Raw genomic sequence first — 24,144 nt, forward strand, 5'->3', positions numbered from 1 at the left:
CGACCGCTTCACCTCTGCGATTCACCGCGAGCTGCGCCAAACCGCCAATACTATCTGGCGCGATATCGCTGGCCTGTAATCTGCATAAAAGCAGCTTCAAAGTCCGGGATATGTCCGTAAGCAGGTTAACGTTACGGTGCCTTCTGCCACTAGTCGGCCATTTGTTCGAACTGACCTGGGCTCGGATAATCGAGTGAAGAATGAAGACGGACAGGTAGAAGCCCTCAATATATGGGGCAATAGCTATTTCTGCATTGTGCCTTGTCGCCTTGACGCGTGCTTGCAATTTCAGCTTTGCGAGGCGGATCATCCGAGACCGGTCACATGGACGGAACATTCACTTCTGCTGCGATATTGTCCCTTTGGGCACAATTGAGCGAGGTATCTGAAAACCGTGATCAATTTCAAAGGGGCATCAGGTGGCCAAAGTTTACAGAAGCGCGTCAATCCTGGCAGTTCGCAGCGAAAGTTGACAATTAGGACTTCGAGATTGTTCACTCCGTTGCGGCAACAAGGCGTTTGCATGCGCTGATCAGATCAGGTTCCGACAGCAGTGCACCGCCGACGAGGTACATGATGTCATCTCCGTAAGCTTCGCGCATTTCCGGGATGCGGGCGAAGGTCATGCCACCGCCGGGTGCCGCGACGATGGCCTTTGGACCACCCATATCCATGAAGCAGGCCTTTGCGATTGATTGACATTCCTCGCGAGTAAAGCCGAAACGGCCACCGAAATTTGGATAGACCACGGCGTCAGCGCCCATCAGGCGGTGCAACGTGCCAAAAAAGGCGCGGTGCGAGAAGCCACAATCGGGTGAGACGACGTTGGCGCCGGAAAAGGCCGGGTGCGAGACGATGGGCAGGGAAAAATCCGGATCTCCAGCAAGGGCCCGTATGACGTCGTAACCCGCGAGTGCCGGGGCGATCATGACACCTCCCGCACCGTGTTCCTGAGCCTGTTTTGCCCGCTCCATGATCGCCGTTGCGGGACCTGTGATGTTGGGAACGAAACTCGTGCGACCGCCTGTTTTTGCATTCGCTTCACCTACTGCTTCAACGCAGGCTCTCAACCGCTCCTCGAAGGGGGCCGTCTTCTGGTCTACAAGGCCGTGATCATCTTTCACAAAATGCATGCCGCCAAGCGCAAAATCACGAGCGAGGCGAGCGAGGGCCGCAGTCGGCAGACCCACTGGCTTGATGGCGGACATCAGTAAAGGTTTTCGACCAATGCCGGCACGGGTCCGCAAGCCATCAATGCCATGACGTGGACCCTTGCAGAGTTTGAGCAGGCCCGACGACAGGCCGATGTCTTCCACCTTAATGCCGGGCTTGATGGAACTGTTGCCGAAGACGATGTTGAGGAATTGCAGGAAGTCCCCGCCAACGTCGTCGTCCGAGTAGGAGATTGCGGCAAGGAAACCCGGCCTGCCTTCAGGATCCCTGCACAGGCTTTCCAACCGACCGAGTATCTCGTCCTGGACGTAACCTTTCGGCACGACGCTGCGTGGGATTTCCACGGTCTGTTCCAGCGCTATATCCAGTGCGCGCGCCCTGGCTTCCGTTTCGTCGGCAGCACGCACGAAATAGGTAACTGTAAAGCGCGCCGCCATCAGAGCGCCTCGGCCTTCTGTGCGGAATGCACATGATCAAGGCGAACCTCCGCCAGTTCCTCCTCACCGATGGCAAGGTTCTCGCCTACAAGCTCTTCAATTGCGGAAACCAGAGCGCCCGCATCGAGTCCATACTTCTTCATGAGATATGGCTTGGAGGCGCCGTGTGCAAAAGTATCATTGAGACCAAGGCGCTTGAGACGAATGCCCAGGCCTTCTTCCGCGAGGATTTCCGCGACCAGTGAGCCGAGACCGCCGACGATGGTGTGGTTTTCCAGCGTGACGATGCCTTTTTTGCCGCGTGCAGCTTTCAGGAGACCGTCCTTATCGAATGGTTTCAGCGTCGAGGCGTGAAGATGATGGATGCCGACACCACGCGCAGCGAGTGGAGCAGTGGCTCGCAGGGTTTCTTCTGTACATACTCCAGAGGAGACGACGAGGATGTCATCGCCTTGCGAAAGCGTGCGCAGCTTGTTGAATTCAAAGGGCGTTGAAAACAGACGAGGCACCTCGCCGCGCAAAATGCGCACATAGACCGGGCCGTCGATGCTGTCGGCAACTTCCAGCACGGTTTCGACTTCCGTTGCATCGCCCGTTTCGAGGATCGTCATGTTCGGTACTGCGCGCAGCACCGCAATATCCTCGATCGCCTGATGCGTAATGCCGCCCGGTGTTGTGATGCCGGGAAGGAAGCCCATCAGTCGTACCTTGCGGTTGGAATAGGCAATCGAGTTGATCAGCTGATCATAGGGGCGGCGATAGAGGAATACCGAGAAGGTATGGACAAACGGTCGGTAGCCCTGCATTGCGAGACCGCCGGCGAAGGACAGCATGTTCTGTTCGGCCATGCCAAGAGTGAGAAACTGCTTAGGATGCCGGTCGCGAAAGCCGTCGACCTCGCAGGACGAGGTGAGGTCCGCCGAAAGGCACAAAACTTCCGGACGCGCGATTGCAAAGACTTCAAAAGCCTTTGCATAGGGACGATTGACGATTTCGACCATGATCAGGCCCTTCCCATCGCAGTGAGGTCAATGCCGAGTTCGGCAGCAAGCGCCGTCTGCATTTCCAGCCTCTCTTCCGCGCTTTTGAATCGGACATAGTGGAGGCGTGGGAAACGCTTCTTAAGAAAATCCATGCCCTTAAAAGGCGAGGTGTTGGCGAGAATGATAAGCGGCTTGCCGGCCTCAGCGCTTTCAGCCGCTCCACGCAGCGCTCCCAGATCATGACCGTCCACTGAACGGCAGGTGATGCCAAAGGACGCGACACGCGACGCAAGGTCGCCAAGGTCGAGCACTGACGACATGGCGCCATCGCATTGCTGGCGGTTCACATCGACGATCACCCGGATATTGTCGATCTTGTGATAGCTCATCGCCGCGAGACATTCCCAGGTCTGGCCTTCCTGGAATTCGCCGTCTGACATATAGACCCAGACTTTGCCGGGTTCCTTTTTCCGCAGTCGCGCCCACGCAACGCCCGACGCCATGGATAGGCCCTGTGCCAGCGAGCCCGTGGTCACTTCCAAACCGGGGCTGTGCTCGGCGCCGATCATCTCGACCGAGCTGCCATCCTTGTTGAAATGGTCTAGCGCATGTTCGTCCATGCGCCCCATCTCGATCAGCGCAGAATAGATGACGAGTGCATAATGAGCGGGCGAGATGAAGAAGCGGTCGAAGCCAGGACCGATAGGACCATGATAGCCAGCACCGGTAAAGGCATCCGGATTATGGGCCGAGGGCACGCCACGGAAAGGCAAAGGCACTTTAGGCAATGTCGGTTCGCCGAGAGTTAACAACTCATTATAGAGCAGTGCAAGGCTCTCGGCGGCGGAGCAGGCCTGGCTCAGATAGCCGCCATTATTCTTCATCGTATGGAAGAAGACACGCCTGCGGATACCGAGTGCGATTTCCTCGGTGGATTTTTCGTTGGTTAGAACCATCGCCTCAACTCCTTTCCGGGAAGAGCGCCTTCAGGCCTTCAGGCGACGGCGTTGCGATGCCGCGCTCCGTGATGAGGCCGGTTATGAGACGCGCTGGCGTGACGTCGAAGGCGGGATTGGCGGCAGGGCTGCCTTCGGGCGAGATGCGCACGCTTGCAATGGAGCCATCGGCTGCGCGCCCCTGCACGAAACTTACTTCGTCGGCGGTCCGTTCCTCGATGGGAATTTCCTTGATCCCGTCATGTACCGTCCAGTCGATGGTCGGCGAGGGGAGCGCAACATAGAAAGGTACGCCGTTGTCCCGCGCCGCAAGTGCCTTGAGGTAGGTGCCGATCTTGTTGCAAACATCGCCGTTTGCCGTGGTGCGGTCGGTGCCGACAATCACCATGTCGATATCGCCATGCTGCATCAAATGCCCGCCGGCATTGTCGACGATCAGGGTGTGCGGCACGCCATGACCATTCATTTCCCACGCCGTCAGATAGGCGCCCTGGTTGCGCGGGCGCGTTTCATCAACATAAACGTGGACCGGGATTCCTTCCTCGACGGCCATATAGATCGGGGCGGTCGCAGTGCCATAATCGACGGTGGCAAGCCAGCCGGCGTTGCAATGGGTAAGGATGCGCACGGGCTCGCTTGGCTTTTTCTTTGCAGCGATGTTGCGGATGACATCAAGACCGTTCGCGCCTATTGCGCGGTTGAACTCTATATCTTCTTGGGCGATCTCGGCGGCGCGCTTGTAAGCAGCATCTGCACGTTCGGCTCCCGGCAAGGGGTGCAGATATTCGCGCATTGCATCCAGCGCCCAACGCAGGTTGATGGCGGTCGGACGTGTCTCGTTCAGCTCTTCCCATACGGCATCAAGATGTGTATCGGATGAGTCTTTCGCCATCGCAATGGCGACACCGTAGGCCGCCGTCACACCGATCAGCGGTGCGCCGCGTACCCACATGTCGCGGATTGCTACGGCGACATCGGCAACGGTTTTCAGCGTTACGACACGAAATTCATGTGGCAGCCAGCGCTGGTCTATGATGTCGACTGCTCGCCTGTCTTCGTTCAACCAGATCGTATGGTAATGGCGTTCTCCGACTTTCACGCAAATATCTCCTTTTCAAGCCGCTCCACGGTCTCGCGGATATCCCGCAGGCTTTGGATGCGCTGCCGGTTGACGGCGAGGTGGCGCCCAAACTTTAGCGCCTTGCTCTCACACGAGGCGCGACGGTCGGGGTCAATGATGGTTTCGAAATCGGCATTGTGGGCAAGGCCCAGAATGCGGCGGTGGGTTTCGATGCCGGCAAAGCCCAGCATTTCGTGCCAGATCTCATTGATGACGATATTGAGCGCTTGTTCGGCGGCAAGCGGGTCCTGGCGATCTTCGAAGAGACTTGCCTGATACAGGATGCCCTTGCGCTCCGTATGCCAGAGATGGGCGAATTCAGCTCGAAACGTTTCCCACAGCGTGTCGATCGTATCGAGCAGATAGGCCCGCATGCTGTCGCGAGCGCCCGGTGTGGTCTCATGTCCGGCCTGCGAAAAATAGCTCATCCAGAAATTGGCGATCAGCATCCCGACGTCGAAACTGATTGGACCGTAAAAGGCGAATTCCGGGTCGATGACACGCGTTTCGTCGTCAGTCACCATGACCGAACCGGTGTGCAGATCGCCATGGCAGAGTGTCTCGGCTTTGGCGGAGAAGAGGTGTTTCAGCCGCTGCGCTTCTACTTTGAGCTCACGGTCTGTGCGCAGTTCCGCCACGATTGGATCAAGCTGCGGCGTGGTGTGATGATTGAGCTTTGCCTCGAAATAGGGGTCGGAAAATACGAGATTTTCCGTGATGTCGCAAAGCTCGACATTATCGGAAAACAGGGCTACGTCCGCTTTCTTCTTGCGTGTCGCCATGGAGAGATCGGAACCGCGGAACAGCGTGCGGGCGACGAAAAGGCCGAGGTCTCGACCGACCTTGGGCAGTTCACGACCATCAATCAGCGCGCGGCGCAGAATGATGTGCGGTGACAGGAACTCCATGACGATGATGGCTTGCGCTTCGTCAAAAAACAGGATTTCCGGCACCATGCCCGGGTCACGCGCACCCTGGCGCTTCAGCGCATGATATTCGAAAAATGAGCGCTTGAGCGGAAGCGGCCAGCTTTCACCGACAAGACGCACATAGGGCAGTGCCTGCTTGACGATCACTGCTCCAGTCTCGCCCGTCACGATGAAGACAAGATTGAGATTGCCATCGCCGATTTCCCTGATGGTCCAGCGGGATGGATCGCTTCCTACTTTTTCTTTCAGGGCGGCATTGCCGCCCAGTCGAACCGGCAGTGTCTCTGTACTCAGCGCCTCGAAGACGTGGCTGTCCATTATGTCCTCCTCCTGCGCATGGGCCGCCTCCACCATGCGCCGCCATGCCATCTTTCCCACAGCTAAGGCATCATTCTGTCAAATGTCAATGGTCTTGACATTTGATGGTGGCCTATCTTAACGTGGCTTCAATGGGAGGAATTTATGAGCGAACAGCCAGTGTTTCGCATTAAGGGCGTGCGCAAATCCTTCGGGCCGGTGACGGTGCTGCAGGGGGTGGACCTTGATCTCAAAGCAGGCGCAGTGACGGTTTTGATGGGTGCCAATGGCGCCGGAAAATCGACGCTCGTGCGGATTCTCTCCGGCGTTTATAAGCGTGGTGCGGGTACCATGATCCTGGCGGGCGCCGCCTTTGATCCAGCGACGCCTGCCGAGGCGATCCGGGCGGGCGTCGTCACTGTGCACCAGAACATCAACGATGGCGTTGTCGCCGATCTCGATGTTGCGACCAATCTCACCCTCGATCGGTTGAACGGGCGTGGTGCGCGGCTTTTTTTCAATCCGCGCCGGGTGCGTCGCGAAGCGGCGGCGGTCGCCTCGCGTATGGGCCTTGCCCTCGACCTTTCGGCCAATATCACTGACCTGACCCTTGCGGATCGCCAGATGGTGGCGATTGCTCGTGCCATGGCGCATGAACCGAAGGTGCTGATCCTCGACGAACCGACATCGTCGCTTTCCAGTGCCGAGGCGGATTGTCTCTTCGACCTCGTTGATCGGTTGAAGGCGCGGGGTGTCGCCATTCTCTATATCTCGCATCGCATGTCGGATATCCGTCGCCTTGCCGACAGCATCGTGTCGCTACGCGACGGCCGCATTGCTGGCCGTTTCGAGGGGCCGGAACTCGATTACGAGGGTGCGGTCAATGCCATGCTGGGGCGCAAGGTATCGGCTGGTGCCGTTGCGGTGCGTGATGCGAGTCGTCCGGTCTTTAGCGTGCGGGGCCTTAAGCTTTCTGAACAGGCGCGACCCTTCAATTTCGATCTCGGTGATGGCGAGATCGTCGCCGTCACGGGTCTTGTTGGCGTCGGCAAAACGGCGCTTGCGGAAACGCTATTTGGGGCGCGCGCGCCGAAAGCGGGGGAAATGACGCTGGATGGCGTGAGTTATGCGCCAGGGACCACGGGTCAGGCGATCGCCAGAGGCGTTTTCCTTGTCGCCAAGGACCGTGCGATCAGCGGCATAGTGCCGGACTTCAATATCTATGAGAATATCAGCCTGCCGTTCCTGCGCCGGCTTTCGACTTTCGGTATTGCGCGCCGCCGGGCAGAGAAAGCGGCGGCGCGCCAGCAGATTTCGTCGCTCGGCGTCGTCTGCCGCAGCGAGCGCGACGAAATGGAGACATTGTCGGGCGGAAACCAGCAGAAGGTTATGGTTGGCCGCTGGCTTTCGGAGCCGTCGCGGCTGCTTATCCTGGATGAGCCCTTCCAGGGCGTCGATATCGCTGCACGTCGCGACATAGGCGAGAAGCTGCGTGCTTCAGCAACAGGGCGCACTACAATTCTATTCCTGACAGAGCTCGATGAAGCCTTCGAAGTTGCCGACCGCATCCTCGTAATGTCGGAACACACCATCGTGGGCGAGCACCGCAATGCCGACATCAATGTCGAGCGGCTGCTTTCCGAGATTGCTGGACAATCCCATCAACAGGTCAATGCATAATGATAAGTGAAGAGAGCAAATCCGCCACCGGCGCAGTTCCACCTTTGGCGCTGAACATCCGGGAAACCGCGATCAAATATGGCTTCCTCGTACTGCTGGCTGGCATGGTTCTCTATTTCTCGGCTGTGACCGGCGGTTTTGCTTCGCCTCAGAGCGCGGTCTTCATCCTGCAATCCGTGTCGATCACCGGTATTCTGGCGCTTGGTGTTACGGCAACACTCGTTGTGGGCGGTTTCGATCTTTCCATCGGTTCCGTGGCGACCACGGCGATGATGGCATCGTCCTATGTTATGGTGGTTATGGGCGGCGACGCCCTGACGGCAACGTTAGTATGCCTTGCAGTTGGTGTGCTCGTCGGCCTGATCAACGGCATCATAATTGTCTATATGCGGGTTCCGGATCTTCTGGCGACGCTTGGGATGATGTTCCTGCTGCTCGGCCTGCAACGCATCCCGACCGAGGGGCGCTCGATCGCAACGGGCATGACACTTCCAGATGGTTCGACCGCCACCGGCGCTTTCAGCCCGGCCTTTTTGGCACTCGGTCGCCACCGTTTCGATTTCATCCTGCCCAATCTTGTGCCGGTTTCGGTAGTGGTGTTGATTGTGCTGGCCATCCTCATCTGGTTTTTCCTCGAATACACCCGCTTCGGGCGCATGATGTATGCTGTTGGCTCCAACGAGCGAGCTGCAAGCCTCGCAGGGGCGCCCGTCAATGCCTACAAGATTTCTGCCTATATCATTTCGGGCGTCTTCGCTTCTATCGGCGGCATTCTGCTCGCCGCCCGTCTCGGGCGCGGTGATATCGCCTCGGGCAATAATCTGCTTCTCGATGCCGTTGCTGCAGCCCTCATTGGCTTTGCAGTGCTCGGTGCCGCCAAGCCGAACGCGTTCGGCACCGCCGTCGGCGCTCTCTTCGTTGGCATTCTCTTGCAAGGCCTGACGATGATGAACGCGCCATACTACACCCAGGATTTTGTCAAGGGCGCTGTGCTCGTCATCGCCTTGATCTTCACCTTTGCGCTCTCGAAAAGAGGCAAACGCTGAGGCGGGAACCTTCAGCGGGCTACCAATATTGATCAGTGGAGGAGACTGACATGAATTTCACGCGTAGAACCATGGGCAAGCTGACGCTCGGGCTGATGGCTGCGGCAACATTCGCCGCACCGTCCCTTGCGGCTGATATGCCGAAACCCTTCGACAAACCCGGTGAGGTGAAAATCGCGCTCGTGCGCTATCTGTCGACCGGCGACTTCTTCCAGTCCTACCTTGCAGGCGTCGAAGCACAGGCCAAGGCGCTGGGCGTTCAGCTTCAGGTGTTCGACAGCCGTCAGGATGCGGCTCTACAGGCGGATATGGTCGATCAGGCCATTGCGCTTGGTGTGCAGGGCATCATCATCCAGCATGGCCTGACGGAATCCATGAAGGAAGCCGCCAAGCGTGCGGTTGACGCGGGCATAAAAGTGGTCGCTTTCGATGTGAACGTCGAGAACGAGAAAATTCCGCAAGTCGAGCAGTCCGATCGCGATCTCGCTCGCTTGGCACTTGAACAGGCGATTAAGGACAATGGCGAAAGCTTCAAGGCTGGCTATGTCTATGTCGCTGGCATCGCGCCGCTGGATCGACGTGACGAGACATGGAAAGAGTTCAAGGCGAAATATTCCGGCATCAAGGAAGCTGCCCAGTTCGGTACGATGGATAATCCCATTGCCAATTCCGTCGCCAATCAGGCGCGCTCAGTGATCTCTGCCAACCCGGATATCACTGTGATGTTTGCACCCTATGACGAATTTGCCAAGGGCGTGAAAATCGCGGTCGACGAAGCCGGAATGTCGTCCGATGTGAAAATTTACTCGGCGGATATCTCGACATCCGACATCGCCGCCATGCGTGAATCCGGTTCTGCATGGGTTGCGACCGCAGCGACCAACCCGGCTGTAGTCGGTCAGGTTTCCGTGCGCTCGCTCGCTATGCTGTTGGCCGGTGAGGACCCGGGCAAGCAGGTTATCGTGCCGCCGACGCTGATCACCCAGAAGGACCTCAACGATCAGGACATCAAGAACATGGAAGAGCTCGGCACCAAGCTCCCGCAGTTTGCCCATGCGGATGTCGCCATGCCTGCGTGGATGACGAAGCCTTGATTTAGAGCATTTCCAGCAAGGGCGCGAAGCGGTTTTGCGTAGGATAATGTGGCGAAACGACCGCGCTAGACATGATGGAATGAAGAAGCGGCGGTTCATCGGACCGCCCCTTCTGTATGTCTGGAAGGCTAAGGAAATTGTCTGCACCAGCCGAAAGATCAACGCATTGCTGCAGCGATATTTCCACCATCGACGGTAGTCACGTCGGCAGTCGTGCGTTCGGCTAGGGCGTGATGGACAAAGGCGCGGGCAACGTCTTCGGCCGTCACTTCAAGTCCAAGCAGATTGCCGCCCATATAGTCCTTGACGGAGAGGCCGCGAGCCGCAGCCCGATTGGCGATCATCTCATCGTTCAGCAGGCCGGAACGGATACGATCGGCATTGACCGCATTGACGCGGATGTTGTCAGCACCGTGTTCCAGCGCGTACTGGCGTGACAGGAAGAGCGTTGCCGCTTTTGGCAGACCGTAGGCACCGAAATTTGCGCCCGGATTGACCGCCTGCTTGGAGGCATTGAACAACAGTACACCGCCGGTTTTTTGCGCCTTCAAAATGCGCACGGCATTTTGCGCAACGGTCTGATGAGCGAAGAAATTCAGCTCGAAACTCTTGCGCAGCAGCGTGTCGTCCAACGTGGCGATAGGGCTTTCCCAGGCGGCGCCGGCATTTGACACCACAATATCGACGCCGCCAAATGTTGCGACTGCCTTGTCAAAGGCGGCTCGCACAGATGCGGGATCGGTGATGTCGCAGGCTATGCCAATGGAACTGTTACCAGCAGCCTTCGCAACCGCCGCAGCTTTCTCGCCATCGAGATCGAGCGCAACAACATGAGCGCCCTCGGCTGCAAAGGCCTTGACGACGGCAGCGCCAATGGCCCCTGCGCCGCCAGTGACGACAGCGATCTGTCCAGTGAATGGCTTCGGCCTGGCGCCCGCGAGCTTCGCCTGTTCCAGAGACCAATATTCTAGGTCGAAGAGATCGGGACGACTGACCGGCTCAAAGCGACCAATGGATTCCGCATCGCGTGCTGCTTCGATCCACATCTCGCCGACATCGACGGCGATGGTTGCATCCTTGAAGGTGCGACCGTGGCCAAACATGCCAAGGCCGGGCACCAGCGTCAGGCGTGGCATGGGATCGAGCATGGTGCGCTTGACGTCGTCGCGCGCATCGTTGCTACGGAAATATTCGGTGTACTCGGCGACGAAGGTTGCGACGTGCTCGTCGATGACGGCGCGGTAGCCATCGAGATCATCCGTGGCCGGTGGGGGCAACACCATAGGGCCGGTCTTGATGCGTATTGAGAGATCGGGTGTGGAGACACCGCGCGCCGCCATGTCCGAGACCTCGCGGGCATTGACGAAATCGAGAATAGCCGGAGATGTGCGGAAAACGCTGACCATCCTGTCGTAGCGACCTTCTCCCTTGTCGACGGCAACTGCGCCGCGCAGCATGGGAGCGATATCGCCGGGCCTTACCAGCGAAGCAGGCAAGGTGGCGGGCGTGAATGGATTGCGACCGTGGTTCTTGACGTGATCCTCCGCGATCGTGACATAGTGGATCATCTGGTCGTAGGCTTCCTTTGCAGTGTCGCCAAAGGTGAAGATGCCGTGCTTGTCGAGGATCAGGCCCTCAACCGTCGGGTCCCGTTCGAACACTTCGGCGGCCGCCTTGGCGAGCGCGAAGCCGGGCATGATATAAGGCACAAAACCCATTTTCTTGCCGAAGAGTTCTGTGCTCATCTTCTGGCTCTCGGCTTGATCCGCAATCGCGAGAATAGCCGTCGAATGCGTATGGTCGATGAACTTGTGCGGGAGGAAAGCATGCAGTAGCGCTTCTACCGAAGGGTTTGGAGCGGCGGGTTCGATGAGATTGGCGCGCAGCAGCGTCACCATATCCTCGTCCGAAAGCCTGTCGAGTTTGCGGCTCTTGAGCAGAGCGTCGATTTTCACAGCGGGCAGGCCCGCTGGTTCAATAGTGCCCATGTCCCAGCCACTGCCTTTGACGCAGAGCACCGCATGAGTGTCGCCGACGAGGTCTGTCACCTCGGTTTTTACCGACGTGTTGCCGCCGCCGTGTAGCACCAGTCGTGACTCGCCGCCCAGAAGCCGCGTCGTATAGGTACGCAGCGCCAAATCGCGGTTGACGCCTTTCGCGGCGTATTCGGCAATGACCTTTTCCGCTTCGTCATCGCGCCAGAGATTTTCCATGGTAGTCAGCCTCCCGATAAACCGGCCCAGCCGGCATTGGCGGACCTAAACTCTCGCGGCTCAAGCCTTGCTTGAGCCGCTTTTGCCAAACCCATCCTTGCTCCAGCGGTCCAGAATCCGGCGCGCCATGGAGGTCGTAACGACGAGATGGGAAGCAAAGCCGCCTTTCAAAGCCGCTACTAGCGGCTCGAACTTGTTGTCTTCCTGGACGACAAGCATGCGCTTCTTGATGGCACGAATGGAATCGAGATCGGCGGAAATGCAACGCCTGTTGTGATTGCAATCCAGCCATTGGCCCTCTCGGTCAATCAGCTGTCCGGCAATGACGCCTGCGGCACCCTTTTCGCCCATATCGTTCATGTCCGTGGCTGAAAGTGCCCCGCATTTGACAAGATGGCTGTCCTCTTCGATGCCGCCAACTGAATAGAGCGCCAGATTACAGTCCCGGATTGTCGCGAGCTGTTCCTTAATAACGGGCTCGCCGCGCAATTCGTCGGCAAGACGCTCGGACGAGAGCACGAGCGGCGCATAGAAGTTGATGCCTTCGGCATTGAGGCGACGGGCGATTTCTGTAGTACACTGGTCCGGCCGATAGGAATAGGGCGCGCCGAGATTGCCACAGAGCTGAACTACGGTAACGTCACTCAAATCTGCAAAGGGCATCACGTCGGCGATATGATATACGGTGCGGCCCCAAGCGACGCCCACCCGGTCGCCTTTAGTGAGGAGTTCAAGGAAGACAGAAGCGGCCACGACCGGCATTTCAGCAGCCGGGTCCATTGCCTGGCGGTCTTCCGGTACCAGCCAGGCGGTTGTCAGGCCCGTGGCATCTTCCAGTTCGCGGGCCAGCACATCGTCTGAAAACAGTTCAGAAGACGTCGCGATGGTGACAATACCCATCTCGCGGGCCCTGCGCAGATACATGGCAATCGAAGCACGGGAGATTTCGAGCCGCTGGGCTACCTCGTCTTGGCGCAAGCCATGCGTATAATAGAGCCAAGCGGCCTTGTGAATAATCTGGTCATTCGGTCGGACCGGCATTGAAGTCCTTTCAGTAGTTGAGCTGACATTAGTTAATTACGCTGACAAAAGTCAAGTTGGCTTTGGCTGATTTTATCGCTCCCGTCGCTGAACCGACGCATCCGCCAACGAGAAACGGCATGGAAACAAACCTACAACATCGCTTCCTCAGGCAGAAAATCATCTGTGGCAAACCCGGTATCGGCCAGGATCGAGATGACGTAAAAGACAGATTCTCTGAGCACCTCACCCGCTTCCTTCGTATCGTTCTATTTTAATGGAATCCTCGTCCTTGCGGTGTCGATCGTTATATTGGCGCCGGTAGTATCGATTTCTCGTTCTCAAACTTCCGTGATGCCGCAGTATACCTAAGATCTGCTATGATGCGGTGGACGTGCTGCTAACCGTGGGCTTTCGTCCGGACTTCTACAAGCTTAACCACCGCAGAACCGATCTTCATATTCCCGGTAAGTGCCTGGCTTTTGGCTTCCGTTGTACAGTTCGTTCCTCGATATAAGCTGAAGGGATGCTGTTTTCGAAACCACGTCTGCTCTCACGTCGATAACTTCAAGTATCCTGTTTAGTCTTGACAAGATGCCCGAAGGAATATTGCTATGGCGTTCAATTCTGCAATGGTTCAGCGGCATCGCTATTATTGTCACCGGACGGTTCATCCGGCGCCTGTTCTTGTTTCTATCGAGGTCTGGCTGTTTCGTGCGGCGGCTAGCATGAGCTCCACAAACCTTAGCGGATACTTCCGCCGTGGACTGCGATGGCTAGTTTCAAACCTCGATAGCTCGGAGCTCATGGATTGCAGGACTGAAACGACCGGGCATCTGATGACCCCTGCGGTTCTCCACTTCGCGTGAACCGGTCTTGCCACGAATATTGATCTCACTTGAAGGGTTGCGGTTTTTGGTAGTTTGCTACGCTGGATAGAATGCCGGATGTCGCCTATAGCGTTATTTTTCAGAAACACTACGAGTTAGTAGCGGGTGTCAGCGGTTAGACTCCCTTCAAGACAATATTCCATTTTGATGTTGCAGAGTGAAAAATTGCTTAGAGTCTTGACTGGCAATCAGCATAACTGCCGATCGAAGGGACTAGCGGTTGAGTTCTTTTCAAGGTGAACACGTTCAGGCCTATCCACTCATCCCGGATCACCAGCAACTATCTGAAATTTTCCAGCAGATCTGAGTCTCTGCGTAAGCGTTCGCTGCAGACCAGTTGTGTCTTAGCTTGACGTCTTGAAGTTCCATGGGAGCAGGTCGTCGAGGCGGCTTTGGGGGTGTCCGCATGTGATGGCGGTCAGCGTAGCCTTGAGATAGGTAAAGGGTTCGACGCGTTGATTTTACAGGTCTCGATGAGTGAAGCGATGCGGCCCCAAGCGATGCCGCCCTCGTCGTGGCCTATAAAAAGCGCGTTCTTGCGATTGAGAGCAATGGGCCGGATGAGATTTTCAACCCTGTTGGAGTCGATCTCTATCCGACCATCCGTCAGGACGGTTAGCAGGCCGTCCCATTGGTTATGGATATAGGCGAGCTTTTCTCCCAGACGGGATTTGGCGGATACCTTGCAACGCTGTGTCTGAAGTCATTCACCGAAGGTCACCACCAGGGGCGCAGTGCGGGTCTGGCGGGCGGAAAGGCGCTGACCGGGTGATATGCCGCGGATATCAGCCTCGACGGCATAGAATTCGGCAATGCGGCGCAAGCCCTGAAGCGAGCTCCGTCTCCTGCACTCGGCGGCAATCCTATTCTTTAGTTTCGGAAGGTCAATACCGAGGAAAGTTTCTCCATCATTCGCCACGGCTCATTCTCCCTTGATGAAGACCGGCGCAGGGCAAAGACAGTCGGATTAGACGCCGGACCGTACGTCTCCTTTTGTTTATATGTCCTGCATTTGGAGGATTTGTGGGGTTCTATTTGTTCCAAATCAATGAACTCTCTGTCTGATCTGATAGTTTCCAACCGAAAGACATGCTCGCAAATAATAGCAGAGCAAATGCAGGTTGGACGTGAAAATAGCATTATTGGGCCGTATGGTCGCGCCTGCTTTCCGACTGCCGGAACAGGGTTTTCCAAGTGTCAGTCAGCCATTTTCATTTTTACTACAAGCCGTCAGTGTCGTCGTGTTGGCGGCGATGATTCTGGCGCTCTGCTGGCAGACCACGGCATCCGCCGCTGATCTGGAAAAATACCTTCCCAAGGTTGAGGCAAGCGCTCTCTTCAAAGAGGCCGATGCTATCGGCAAGCCGCAGGGCGAGCCGCCAATCGCACCACTGATGAAGCGGGGCGAGGTGATCGGTTATGCTTATTTGAATTCTGACTTCACCAGTTCCATCGGTTATTCGGGCAAACCCATCCATATCGTCGTCGGCATTGATACCAAAGGTGTCATACGCGGCATAAAACTGGTCGACCACAAAGAGCCGATCGTACTGATCGGCATTCCCGAAGCGAAGGTTGTGGCTGCGCTGAACTCGCTGGTCGACAGTGACATGAGTGCTGTCGCGGCTGGCCAGAACAAGCCTCCGCAGGTGGAAATCGTCAGCGGTGCCACAGTTACTGTGCTCGTCATGGGAGACAGTGTCGTTCGCTCGGCCGTCGGGCTCGTTCGTAGTGGGCGACTCGGTAATGCGCCTGTGCAGGTCGCCGCAGCCGATGCGCAGCGCACGGTTGATCTGGAGATCCATGATGAGCAGGACTGGCAGGCACTGATCGGTGACGGTTCGGTCCGCAGCCTGAAACTGTCGGTTGGTGACGTTACACAGGTATTCCGTGACGCTAAACATGATCGTGCCGCCGAAAACCCCGAATCAACCAACCCTGAAGACGAATTCATTGAGCTTTATGTTGCGCCAGTATCGGTGCCATCGATCGGTATCAGCCTGCTTGGCAAGGATGGCTTCGAACGTTTGCAAAAGCGGCTGAAGCCAGGACGTCAGGCGATCCTGGTTGCGGGCGACGGAGCCTATTCTTTCAAGGGCTCCGGATATGTGCGCGGCGGTATCTTTGACCGCATCGAGTTGATGCAGGATGGGCAGGGCGTACGTTTCCGCGACAAGAACCATACCCGTATCGGCGATATCATGGCCGAAGGCGCACCGCGCCTGCGCGAGATAGCAGTGTTCGAGGTGCCTGACGGGTTTGGCTTCGACGTGACAGAACCGTGGGATCTGCAGCTTCTGGTACAACGCGGTTTCGGTGCGCGGGACAAGGCCAATATCAGTTATGATCTCGGCTACAGTTTGCCGGAAAAGTATCTGGCGAAGCAGCCGGAACCAGTTCCCGTGCAGCCTGCAGCAACGACAGCAGATGCACCGCGTCAGCCGCAACCGGTCGGCGAAGCCAATGCAGCCGACATTCTGGGCGAGGGCAATCCGCTCTGGGTCCGGATGTGGGAGATGAATCGTGCCAATGTGGTCATCACCGCTTTTGCCATAACGGTTCTTGTCGGCATCTTCTTCTTCCAGAACAGTCTGGTCCGGCATCCGCGCTTCTTCACCTGGCTGCGGCGCAGCTATCTTCTGTTCATCCTTGTCTGGCTCGGTTTCTACAACAATGCACAATTGTCGGTCGTCAACGTCCTGACCTTCACCAACTCCCTGATTACCGGCTTTAACTGGGAATTCTTCCTGACATCGCCGCTGATCTTCATTCTGTGGGCATCGGTGGCGGCGGGGCTGCTGTTCTGGGGGCGTGGACCCTTCTGCGGCTGGTTGTGCCCGTTTGGCGCCCTGCAAGAACTTACCAATAATCTCGCCCAATGGCTGAAGGTGCCGCAGGTCAAACTTCCATGGGGACTGCACGAACGCCTCTGGCCCCTCAAATACATGATCTTCCTCGGCCTTTTTGGGTTGTCGCTCTATTCGGTTGCGCTGGCAGAAGTGTTCGCGGAAGTCGAACCGTTCAAGACCTCGATAATTCTCAAATTCGCTCGTGAGTGGCCGTTCGTCATCTATGCGCTGACACTTCTGACAGCAGGCCTGTTCATCGAGCGATTCTACTGCCGCTATATGTGCCCGCTCGGCGCGGCTCTCGCCATCCCCGGACGCGTCCGTATGTTCGAATGGCTTAAGCGTTGGCCGGAATGCGGTTCGCCCTGCCACCGTTGTGCCAAGGAATGCCCGGTTGAGGCGATCCAACCAGAGGGACAGATCAACGTCAATGAATGCATTTACTGCATGCATTGTCAGGAACTCTATCACGACGACCAACGCTGCCCGCACATGATCCAGGTGCGCGTGAAGCGTGAAAAATTTCAAGCCCGAAATGCCCCGCTCGCAGCGACCGCCGAACGTGGCGGTGGACCGGCCAGGCCCGTCATATCAGTCAAAGGAAAGCCGGTTGAAGGCCTTACGGATACCGGTCCTGAAGTCTGACTTTTCTAAAGGAGAGAAGCATGTCTGAAGAAACCAAAAAAACGCAGCTTAGTCGAAGACAGCTGCTCGGCTCGTCAGCCTTTGTGGCTGCTGCCGGTGCAAGCGGTCTTGGTGGAGCGCTGTTTGCAGGTTCAACCGAACCGGCAATAGCAGCTGCCGGCGGTGCTGGCCACAGTGCAGAGGTGAAGCCTGGAGAGCTGGACGAATATTACGTCTTCTTTTCCAGCGGTCAGAGCGGTGAAGTCCGTATTGTCGGCTTGCCATCAATGCGCGAACTGATGCGCATTCCAGTGTTCAATCGCGACAGCGCGACCGGCTGGGGCCAGACAAATGAAAGCCTGAAAGTGCTGACCGAAGGCCTTCTGCCGCAGGACCAAGAGTTCCTCAAAGATCGCGGGGGCATTTTCCTGAATGGTGACTTGCACCACCCGCACCCGTCCTTCACGGAAGGCACCTATGACGGGCGCTATCTCTACGCCAACGACAAGGCCAATACGCGTGTCTGCCGCATCCGTCTTGATGTGATGAAATGCGACAAGATCATTCAGCTCCCGAACCAGCACACCGTGCATGGTTTGCGCGTGCAGAAATATCCGAAAACCGGATATGTCTTCTGCAACGGTGAAGATCGCGCGCCGATCCCGAACGACGGCAGCAATCTGGCCGATACCAAGCAATATCACGCGATCTTCACGGCCGTTGACGGCGAGACCATGAAGGTTGCCTGGCAGATCATGGTCGATGGTAATCTGGACAATGTCGACTGCGATTATCAGGGCAAATATGCTTTTGCCACCTGCTACAATTCGGAAGAGGGTACGACGCTCGCCGAAATGATGTCGAGCGAGCAGGACTGGATCGTCATCTTCAACCTGAAGCGTATCGAAGAGGCGGTTGCCAAGGGTGATTTCAAGGAAATCAACGGTGTGCCGGTCATCGATGGACGTCACGGTTCCAAATATACGCGTTATATTCCTGTGCCGAACAGCCCGCATGGCATCAACACTGCGCCAGACGGTATCCATGTGGTTGCCAACGGCAAGTTGTCGCCGACCGTTACCGTGTTCGACGTTCGCAAGTTCGATGAACTTTTCGACGACAAGATCAAGCCCCGCGATGCTGTGGTTGCGGAACCTGAACTCGGACTTGGGCCATTGCATACGGCTTATGATGGCAAGGGCAACGCCTATACAACGCTCTTCATCGACAGCCAGATCTGCAAATGGAATATCGAGGACGCCAAGCGAGCCTTCAAGGGTGAAAAGGTCGATCCGATCCGTCAGAAACTCGATGTGCATTATCAGCCCGGTCACAATCACACTTCCATGGGGCAAACCAAGGAAGCTGACGGTCAGTGGCTGATCTCGCTCAACAAATTCTCCAAGGATCGCTATCTCAATGTCGGCCCACTCAAGCCGGAAAATGACCAGCTCATCGATATTTCCGGTGAGAAGATGGTGATTGTCCATGATGGACCAAGTTTTGCCGAACCGCACGATGCAACGATTGTTCATCGCTCCAAGATCAATCCCGTCAACTTCTGGAGCCGTGAGGATCCATTCTTCGCCGATGCTGTCACTCAGGCGAAAGCCGATGGCCTCGACCTGATGGACGCGAATGAGGTGATCCGGGATGGCAATAAGGTGCGCGTTTATATGACGTCTGCCGCGCCAGCCTTCGGTCTAACCGAGTTCACCGTCCAGCAGGGCGATGAGGTGACGGTGTATGTCACCAATATCGACGAGATCGAAGATCTTACGCACGGCTTCGCCATCATCAATTACGGGGTCAACATGGAGATCGGACCACAGGCGACGGCGTCTGTCACCTTCACGGCCAACAAGCCGGGCGTGTGGTGGTATTACTGCTCGTGGTTCTGCCACGCCATGCACATGGAAATGAAGGGCCGGATGCTCGTGGAACCGAAGAAGGGCTGACTGCCATGAGGTTCCCCCGCCGGTTTCAGTCCTTCAGTGCCGCAATGCTGCTGACCGTCGTTCTTTGCGACGGTTTGCAGGCACGGCAGATCGATGTCGTAGCAGGCGAAGGCGTACAGGCGGCTATCGACAAAGCGGAGCCGGGCGATGTCGTCCGGCTTCTGAAAGGCAAGCACAATGGCACGGTTACCATCGACCGCGCCATTGAACTGACTGGCGAGCCAGGTGCCATTGTGGACGGACTTGGCTCGGGCAATACCATAACGGTCAACGCGCCGGACGCGATTGTGCGCGGGCTGGAAGTGCGCGGTTCGGGTGAAAACATGCCCGACCTCAACTCCGGAGTTTTCGTGGCCAAAACCGCCACGGGCGCACGCGTCGAGAACAATCGACTAATCGATAACCTCTACGGGATTTATTTGCATGGCGCCGCAAATTCCATCGCGAGCGGCAATGAGATCATTGGCCGTCGAGGCGTGCGGATGGCGCAGACCGGCAGCGGCGTTTCCATCTGGAATGCGCCCGGCGCACAGGTGATCGGCAACCTCATTAGCTACGGGCGCGACGGCATCTATACCAATGCCAGCCGCAAGAATATCTTTCGCGACAATGTGATGGAGGATGTCAGGTTCGCGGTCCATTACATGTACACAGATGACAGCCAGGTCATCGGTAATGTTTCGCGCAACAATTCGGTCGGTTTCGCGATCATGTACACCAACCGTCTCAAGGTGCTGGACAACCTGTCTGACGGCGACCGGGATCACGGCTTGTTGCTCAATTATGCAAATAGCTCGGTCATTTCCGGCAATCGCGTGATCGGGCGTATGCAACCGATAGATCGCTGGCTCGATGCCGGTGTCCAGAAGGCTGAACACGGTCTTCCCGCGGACGACAAGACGGAAACCCAGACGGGCGAAACCTCGCGGCTCGGCCCGGAAAAATGCGTTTTCATTTACAACGCCAACAAGAACAAGTTCACCGAAAACAGTTTCGAGAACTGCAGCATAGGCATTCACTTTACTGCCGGTTCCGAGGGCAATGCCATGAGCGGCAACGCCTTCATCAACAACCGCAATCAGGTGAAATATGTCGGTACGCGCAACCTCGACTGGTCGGTCAATGGACGCGGCAATTACTGGAGCGACAATCCGGCCTTCGATCTCAATGGCGATGGTATCGCTGACAGTCCTTACCGGCCCAATGATCTGATCGACAAGGTTTTGTGGACTGCGCCACAGGCAAAAATTCTCATCAATAGTCCGGCAATCGAGACAATCCGCTGGGCACAGACCCAGTTCCCGGCGCTTTTGCCGGGCGGTGTCGTCGATAGCTATCCCCTTATGAAGCAGCCGCATCCGGCCGATCCGGCGGAAGGAAAGCCAAATGACTGAGACTGTCATTCTTGATCAGGTCACAAAGTCCTATGGCGGGTTCAACGCCATCAGCAATGCGAGTTTCCGCCTCCACGCTGGAGAAAGCATTGCGCTGGTCGGCCATAATGGTGCTGGAAAAACGACGATGATAAAGCTCATGCTCGGTCTGATCCGCCCGACCAAGGGCGCGGTTTGCGTGTTGGGCGAGGATCCGGCGACCGGTGCCTTTGCCGCCAGATTGCGGCTTGGCTATCTGCCTGAGCACGTCTCTTTCAATCTGGCGCTGACGGGAGCGGAAACGCTCGGCTTCTATGCGCGGCTCAAGAGAATGCCGGTTGCCCAGAATGTAGAGCTGCTGGAGCGCGTCGGCCTCGCCCATGCTGCGAACAGGCGGGTTGGCACCTATTCGAAGGGGATGCGCCAGCGACTGGGGCTTGCGCAGGCATTGCTAGGGCAACCGTCCGTTCTGTTGCTTGACGAGCCGACGACCGGTCTCGATCCCGCCTTGCGTCAGAGCTTCTATGAAGTTCTTGAAGAATTGCGGAGCAAAGGCGCGACAATCCTCATGTCATCCCATGCCTTGACCGAACTGGAAACCAAAGTCGGGCGCGTCATCATCGCGAACAAGGGCAAGATCATTGCCGATGGCTCCATCGATGCGTTGCGCCGGATTTCACAATTACCGCTTCGCATACGGGTGCAAACGTCAGACGTCTCCCGGCTGCCTTCGACAACCGCCAATTCTGCATTGCGCTGGCATCGTCTCGGCCCGGATATCTTCGAAACGGAAGCTCCGACGGAAGGCAAGATGGCTCTTGTCCGTGAAATCGTGGCCATGAACGACAATCTCATGGAACTCGATCTCGTTCCGCCGACACTGGATGAACTTTACGCCCACTTCCTTAATGCCGGGGAAGCGGCCCTCGCGGAGGCAGCGGAATGAACAATATTCTCATCATTGCTTCCAAGGAAATACAGGAAGGTCTGCGTAATCGCTGGGTTCTCGCTACCACCTTGCTGCTTGCGGCATTAGCCCTGAGCATGACTTTTCTCGGCAGCGCACCCACCGGGAGTTCGGTTGCCGCGAGCAAGCTGGACGTTGTGATCGTCAGCCTCTCCAGCTTGACCATCTTTCTCATCCCTCTCATTGCCCTTCTCATTTCGCATGACGCGATTGTCGGGGAAATGGAACGCGGCACGATGCTGCTGCTTCTGAGCTATCCGATAAGCCGGTTTCAGCTGGTTCTTGGAAAATTCATTGGTCAGCTTGGTATTCTGTCCTTCGCGACATTGTTCGGGTACAGTGCGGCGGCTGTGGCGCTAATCGTTACCGGATCTGGCGTGGACGCTGGAAGCTGGCTGTCGATGTTCAAACTCATTATCTCGTCAGTCCTGCTGGGAGCAGTGTTCATTGCTATTGGCTTTCTCGCAAGTACGCTGGTGCGGGAGCGGAGCACAGCAGCCGGTATCGCCATCGGCGTCTGGCTGTTCTTTGTGCTGATCTATGACGCAGCACTACTTGCTCTGCTGGTTTTCGACCAGGGCCGCATTGTCGGCGGTGGCATACTCAACGGTCTGCTTCTTCTCAATCCAGCCGACACCTACCGGCTTCTCAACTTCGGTCTCGGACAGGCCGGATCTTTGACTGGCATGGGCGGCATAGCCGGGAACGCTACGCTCTCTACTCCAGCTCTGACATTAGCGCTCGGTCTCTGGGTCATGCTGCCACTGTCCCTTTCCATGCTGGTTTTTTCGAGGAAAGAATTATGAAACGCGCTCTGTTTCTTGCCCCCCTGTTTCTGGTTCTGCTTGCAGGATGTTCTCCGGACGAAAAGAATGATGCCGTGATGGCTCCTTTCGCACTGACGGAAAGCGCAATGGGCCGATATTGCGGAATGAATGTTCTGGATCACCCTGGCCCCAAGGGCCAAATCATTCTGGAGCCGACAAACGAGGCAGTATGGTTCTCTACCGCCCGTGATACGCTCGCCTTTACGATGCTGCCTGAGGAGCCAAAAGGGATCGTGGCGATCTACGTTTCAGATATGGCGAAAGCGCCGAGCTGGGAAGAACCGGGAGCGGAAAACTGGGTCGATGCGCGCAAAGCCTTTTTCGTGATTGAAAGCGCTTCTGTAGGCGGAATGGGAGCACAGGAGGCCGTACCGTTTTCGACACGGGAAGCAGCGGAGAAGTTCGTTGCGGAAAAGGGCGGCCGTATTAGCACTTTTACCGAAATACCGGAGGATTACGTTCTCGGCGGTCAGTCAGCGCGGCCCTTCGATCTTGGAGCCGAAAGCCATGCGCATTGAAGGTGGACAGCGTCTCAGTCGTCGGCTTGTACTTGCGAGTGGTGTGGCTGGGTTAGTGTTCTGGGCCATTCCAAAACGCGCAGTTTCACTCGACCTTCCTGAGCCCATCATCTGTCGTAGCCAGGCGATGGGGGCACCTGCCAAGATCATACTCTATCATCCGAATCGTTCGACCGCTGAACGGTTGTTGCGTGAAGCGGCTCAAGAGGCCAAAAGGCTGGAGAACATCTTCAGCCTCTATCGCTCGGATTCAGAACTCTCCAAACTTAATCGCAATGGGGCGCTGGCATCGCCTTCAGCTGATCTGGTCGAGGTATTGCGTATCTGCCGTGAATGCTGGCAGGCCAGTGACGGCCTTTTCGATCCGACGGTACAGCCCCTTTGGAACTGTCTGAAGAAGCATTTTTCACAAGAACACCCTTCTCCTGACGGACCATCGCGACAGTTTTGGGATGAAACGCTGGCGAAGGTAGGGTTCGATCACGTTCTGTTCGACGAGAATCGTATTGCTTTCTCCAAGCCATCAATGTCTCTGACGCTAAACGGTATTGCGCAGGGCTACGTTACCGACCGGGTGACGGCCTTGTTGCAAAGGGCAGGGGTCGAACATGCGTTGGTCGACATGGGGGAGTATCGCGCTCTCGGTCCAAGGCCTGACGGCACGGCATGGCGTATTGGCATCGCCGATCTGGAAACCGGAGCCGCGGCGGAAGAGTATGTGGATATCCGCAATCAGGCACTCGCGACATCCAGCTTCACGGGCTTTCAGTTCGAGGAGTCCGGACGGTTTAACCATTTGCTCAACCCCAAAACCGGTTTTTCAGCGGCACTTTATCGCCGAGTGACCGTCTTGGGCCGCGATGCAGCGCGAGCCGATGCCTGGGCAACTGCGTTCAGCCTTATGGAAAATAAGCAGATCGAAGCAGTTGTCGGTAGCGAACCGGATATGTCTGTGATTGCACAGACACGCTCTGGCGAAACAATAATGTTCCCCTTGCCTGCAGCGGCACCGTAACGTTAACTTTGATGTAAATCTCAGCAGTGGATAGGAGGGCATGCACGACCGTCGCTCCTCGCTTTACCACCGCCACCGCTTTGCGCCTGAGATTATCGCTGAAGCAGTGTGGCTGTATTTCCGGTTTCCGCTGAGCTTTCGCATGGTCGAGGACATGCTGGCATACCGAGGGATC

18 protein-coding genes and 2 pseudogenes are annotated in these 24,144 nt (G+C 56.7%); 11 read left to right on the top strand and 9 right to left on the bottom strand.

Annotated features, from left to right (window positions below):
* From AC0TOF_RS00675 to mtnK, 6 genes are all read right to left on the bottom strand, one after another.
* Positions 1-310: hypothetical protein (locus AC0TOF_RS00675; protein WP_473766829.1), on the bottom strand; the 310-nt coding region annotated here is incomplete at its 3' end.
* A 184-nt stretch (positions 311-494) separates the two neighbouring features.
* Complete coding sequence (locus AC0TOF_RS00680) at positions 495-1,610, bottom strand: RuBisCO large subunit C-terminal-like domain-containing protein (RefSeq protein ID WP_473766830.1); 1,116 nt, start codon at positions 1,608-1,610, stop codon at positions 495-497.
* Positions 1,610-2,611, bottom strand: a complete 1,002-nt coding sequence (locus tag AC0TOF_RS00685) for a transketolase family protein (protein WP_473766831.1) — start codon at positions 2,609-2,611, stop codon at positions 1,610-1,612. The genes AC0TOF_RS00680 and AC0TOF_RS00685 overlap by 1 nt, the downstream gene beginning before the upstream one ends.
* 2 nt (positions 2,612-2,613) lie before the next feature.
* On the bottom strand, positions 2,614-3,549 hold the full coding sequence (locus AC0TOF_RS00690; RefSeq protein ID WP_473766832.1) for a transketolase: 936 nt from the start codon (positions 3,547-3,549) through the stop codon (positions 2,614-2,616).
* A gap of 4 nt (positions 3,550-3,553) precedes the next feature.
* Positions 3,554-4,648, bottom strand: coding sequence for an S-methyl-5-thioribose-1-phosphate isomerase (gene mtnA, locus AC0TOF_RS00695; protein WP_473766833.1), 1,095 nt, complete (start codon positions 4,646-4,648; stop codon positions 3,554-3,556).
* Positions 4,645-5,916, bottom strand: a complete 1,272-nt coding sequence (mtnK, locus tag AC0TOF_RS00700) for an S-methyl-5-thioribose kinase (RefSeq protein ID WP_473766834.1) — start codon at positions 5,914-5,916, stop codon at positions 4,645-4,647. Before mtnK ends, mtnA begins: the two co-directional genes overlap by 4 nt.
* Before the next feature lie 144 nt (positions 5,917-6,060).
* Between mtnK and AC0TOF_RS00705 the strand changes: the two genes are divergently transcribed.
* The 3 genes from AC0TOF_RS00705 to AC0TOF_RS00715 are packed head-to-tail and all read left to right on the top strand — an operon-like array spanning position 6,061 to position 9,715.
* Positions 6,061-7,575, top strand: a complete 1,515-nt coding sequence (locus AC0TOF_RS00705) for a sugar ABC transporter ATP-binding protein (protein ID WP_473766835.1) — start codon at positions 6,061-6,063, stop codon at positions 7,573-7,575.
* A complete protein-coding gene (locus AC0TOF_RS00710) occupies positions 7,575-8,621 on the top strand; it encodes an ABC transporter permease (RefSeq protein ID WP_473766836.1) in 1,047 nt (348 codons plus the stop codon). Before AC0TOF_RS00705 ends, AC0TOF_RS00710 begins: the two co-directional genes overlap by 1 nt.
* A gap of 50 nt (positions 8,622-8,671) precedes the next feature.
* A complete protein-coding gene (locus AC0TOF_RS00715; protein ID WP_473766837.1) occupies positions 8,672-9,715 on the top strand; it encodes a substrate-binding domain-containing protein in 1,044 nt (347 codons plus the stop codon).
* Between the two features lie 158 nt (positions 9,716-9,873).
* Here AC0TOF_RS00715 and AC0TOF_RS00720 read toward each other — a convergent pair whose 3' ends face one another.
* The 3 genes and pseudogenes from AC0TOF_RS00720 to AC0TOF_RS00730 all read right to left on the bottom strand — a co-directional run.
* On the bottom strand, positions 9,874-11,928 hold the full coding sequence (locus tag AC0TOF_RS00720; protein ID WP_473766838.1) for a bifunctional aldolase/short-chain dehydrogenase: 2,055 nt from the start codon (positions 11,926-11,928) through the stop codon (positions 9,874-9,876).
* A gap of 60 nt (positions 11,929-11,988) precedes the next feature.
* A complete protein-coding gene (locus AC0TOF_RS00725) occupies positions 11,989-12,969 on the bottom strand; it encodes a sugar-binding transcriptional regulator (protein WP_473766839.1) in 981 nt (326 codons plus the stop codon).
* 1,213 nt (positions 12,970-14,182) lie between these two features.
* Positions 14,183-14,664 (bottom strand): annotated as a pseudogene (locus AC0TOF_RS00730) (IS66 family transposase); the annotation flags it as partial.
* A 427-nt stretch (positions 14,665-15,091) separates the two neighbouring features.
* On the opposite strand from AC0TOF_RS00730, the gene AC0TOF_RS00735 reads away from it, so the two are divergent.
* The 8 genes and pseudogenes from AC0TOF_RS00735 to AC0TOF_RS00770 all read left to right on the top strand — a co-directional run.
* Positions 15,092-17,332, top strand: a complete 2,241-nt coding sequence (locus tag AC0TOF_RS00735) for a 4Fe-4S binding protein (RefSeq protein ID WP_473766846.1) — start codon at positions 15,092-15,094, stop codon at positions 17,330-17,332.
* 20 nt (positions 17,333-17,352) lie between these two features.
* The gene (gene nosZ / locus AC0TOF_RS00740; protein ID WP_473766840.1) at positions 17,353-19,269 is read left to right on the top strand and encodes a TAT-dependent nitrous-oxide reductase; all 1,917 of its coding nucleotides are present in this window, start codon (positions 17,353-17,355) and stop codon (positions 19,267-19,269) included.
* Between the two features lie 5 nt (positions 19,270-19,274).
* Complete coding sequence (locus AC0TOF_RS00745) at positions 19,275-20,663, top strand: nitrous oxide reductase family maturation protein NosD (protein ID WP_473766841.1); 1,389 nt, start codon at positions 19,275-19,277, stop codon at positions 20,661-20,663.
* A complete protein-coding gene (locus tag AC0TOF_RS00750; protein WP_473766842.1) occupies positions 20,656-21,588 on the top strand; it encodes an ABC transporter ATP-binding protein in 933 nt (310 codons plus the stop codon). Before AC0TOF_RS00745 ends, AC0TOF_RS00750 begins: the two co-directional genes overlap by 8 nt.
* On the top strand, positions 21,585-22,415 hold the full coding sequence (locus tag AC0TOF_RS00755) for an ABC transporter permease subunit (RefSeq protein ID WP_473766843.1): 831 nt from the start codon (positions 21,585-21,587) through the stop codon (positions 22,413-22,415). The genes AC0TOF_RS00750 and AC0TOF_RS00755 overlap by 4 nt, the downstream gene beginning before the upstream one ends.
* On the top strand, positions 22,412-22,954 hold the full coding sequence (locus AC0TOF_RS00760) for a nitrous oxide reductase accessory protein NosL (RefSeq protein ID WP_473766844.1): 543 nt from the start codon (positions 22,412-22,414) through the stop codon (positions 22,952-22,954). Before AC0TOF_RS00755 ends, AC0TOF_RS00760 begins: the two co-directional genes overlap by 4 nt.
* On the top strand, positions 22,944-23,969 hold the full coding sequence (locus AC0TOF_RS00765) for an FAD:protein FMN transferase (RefSeq protein ID WP_473766845.1): 1,026 nt from the start codon (positions 22,944-22,946) through the stop codon (positions 23,967-23,969). Before AC0TOF_RS00760 ends, AC0TOF_RS00765 begins: the two co-directional genes overlap by 11 nt.
* A gap of 40 nt (positions 23,970-24,009) precedes the next feature.
* Positions 24,010-24,144, top strand: a pseudogene (locus AC0TOF_RS00770) (IS6 family transposase); the annotation flags it as partial.

Source organism: Ochrobactrum sp. PL_is501 (assembly GCF_055816895.1).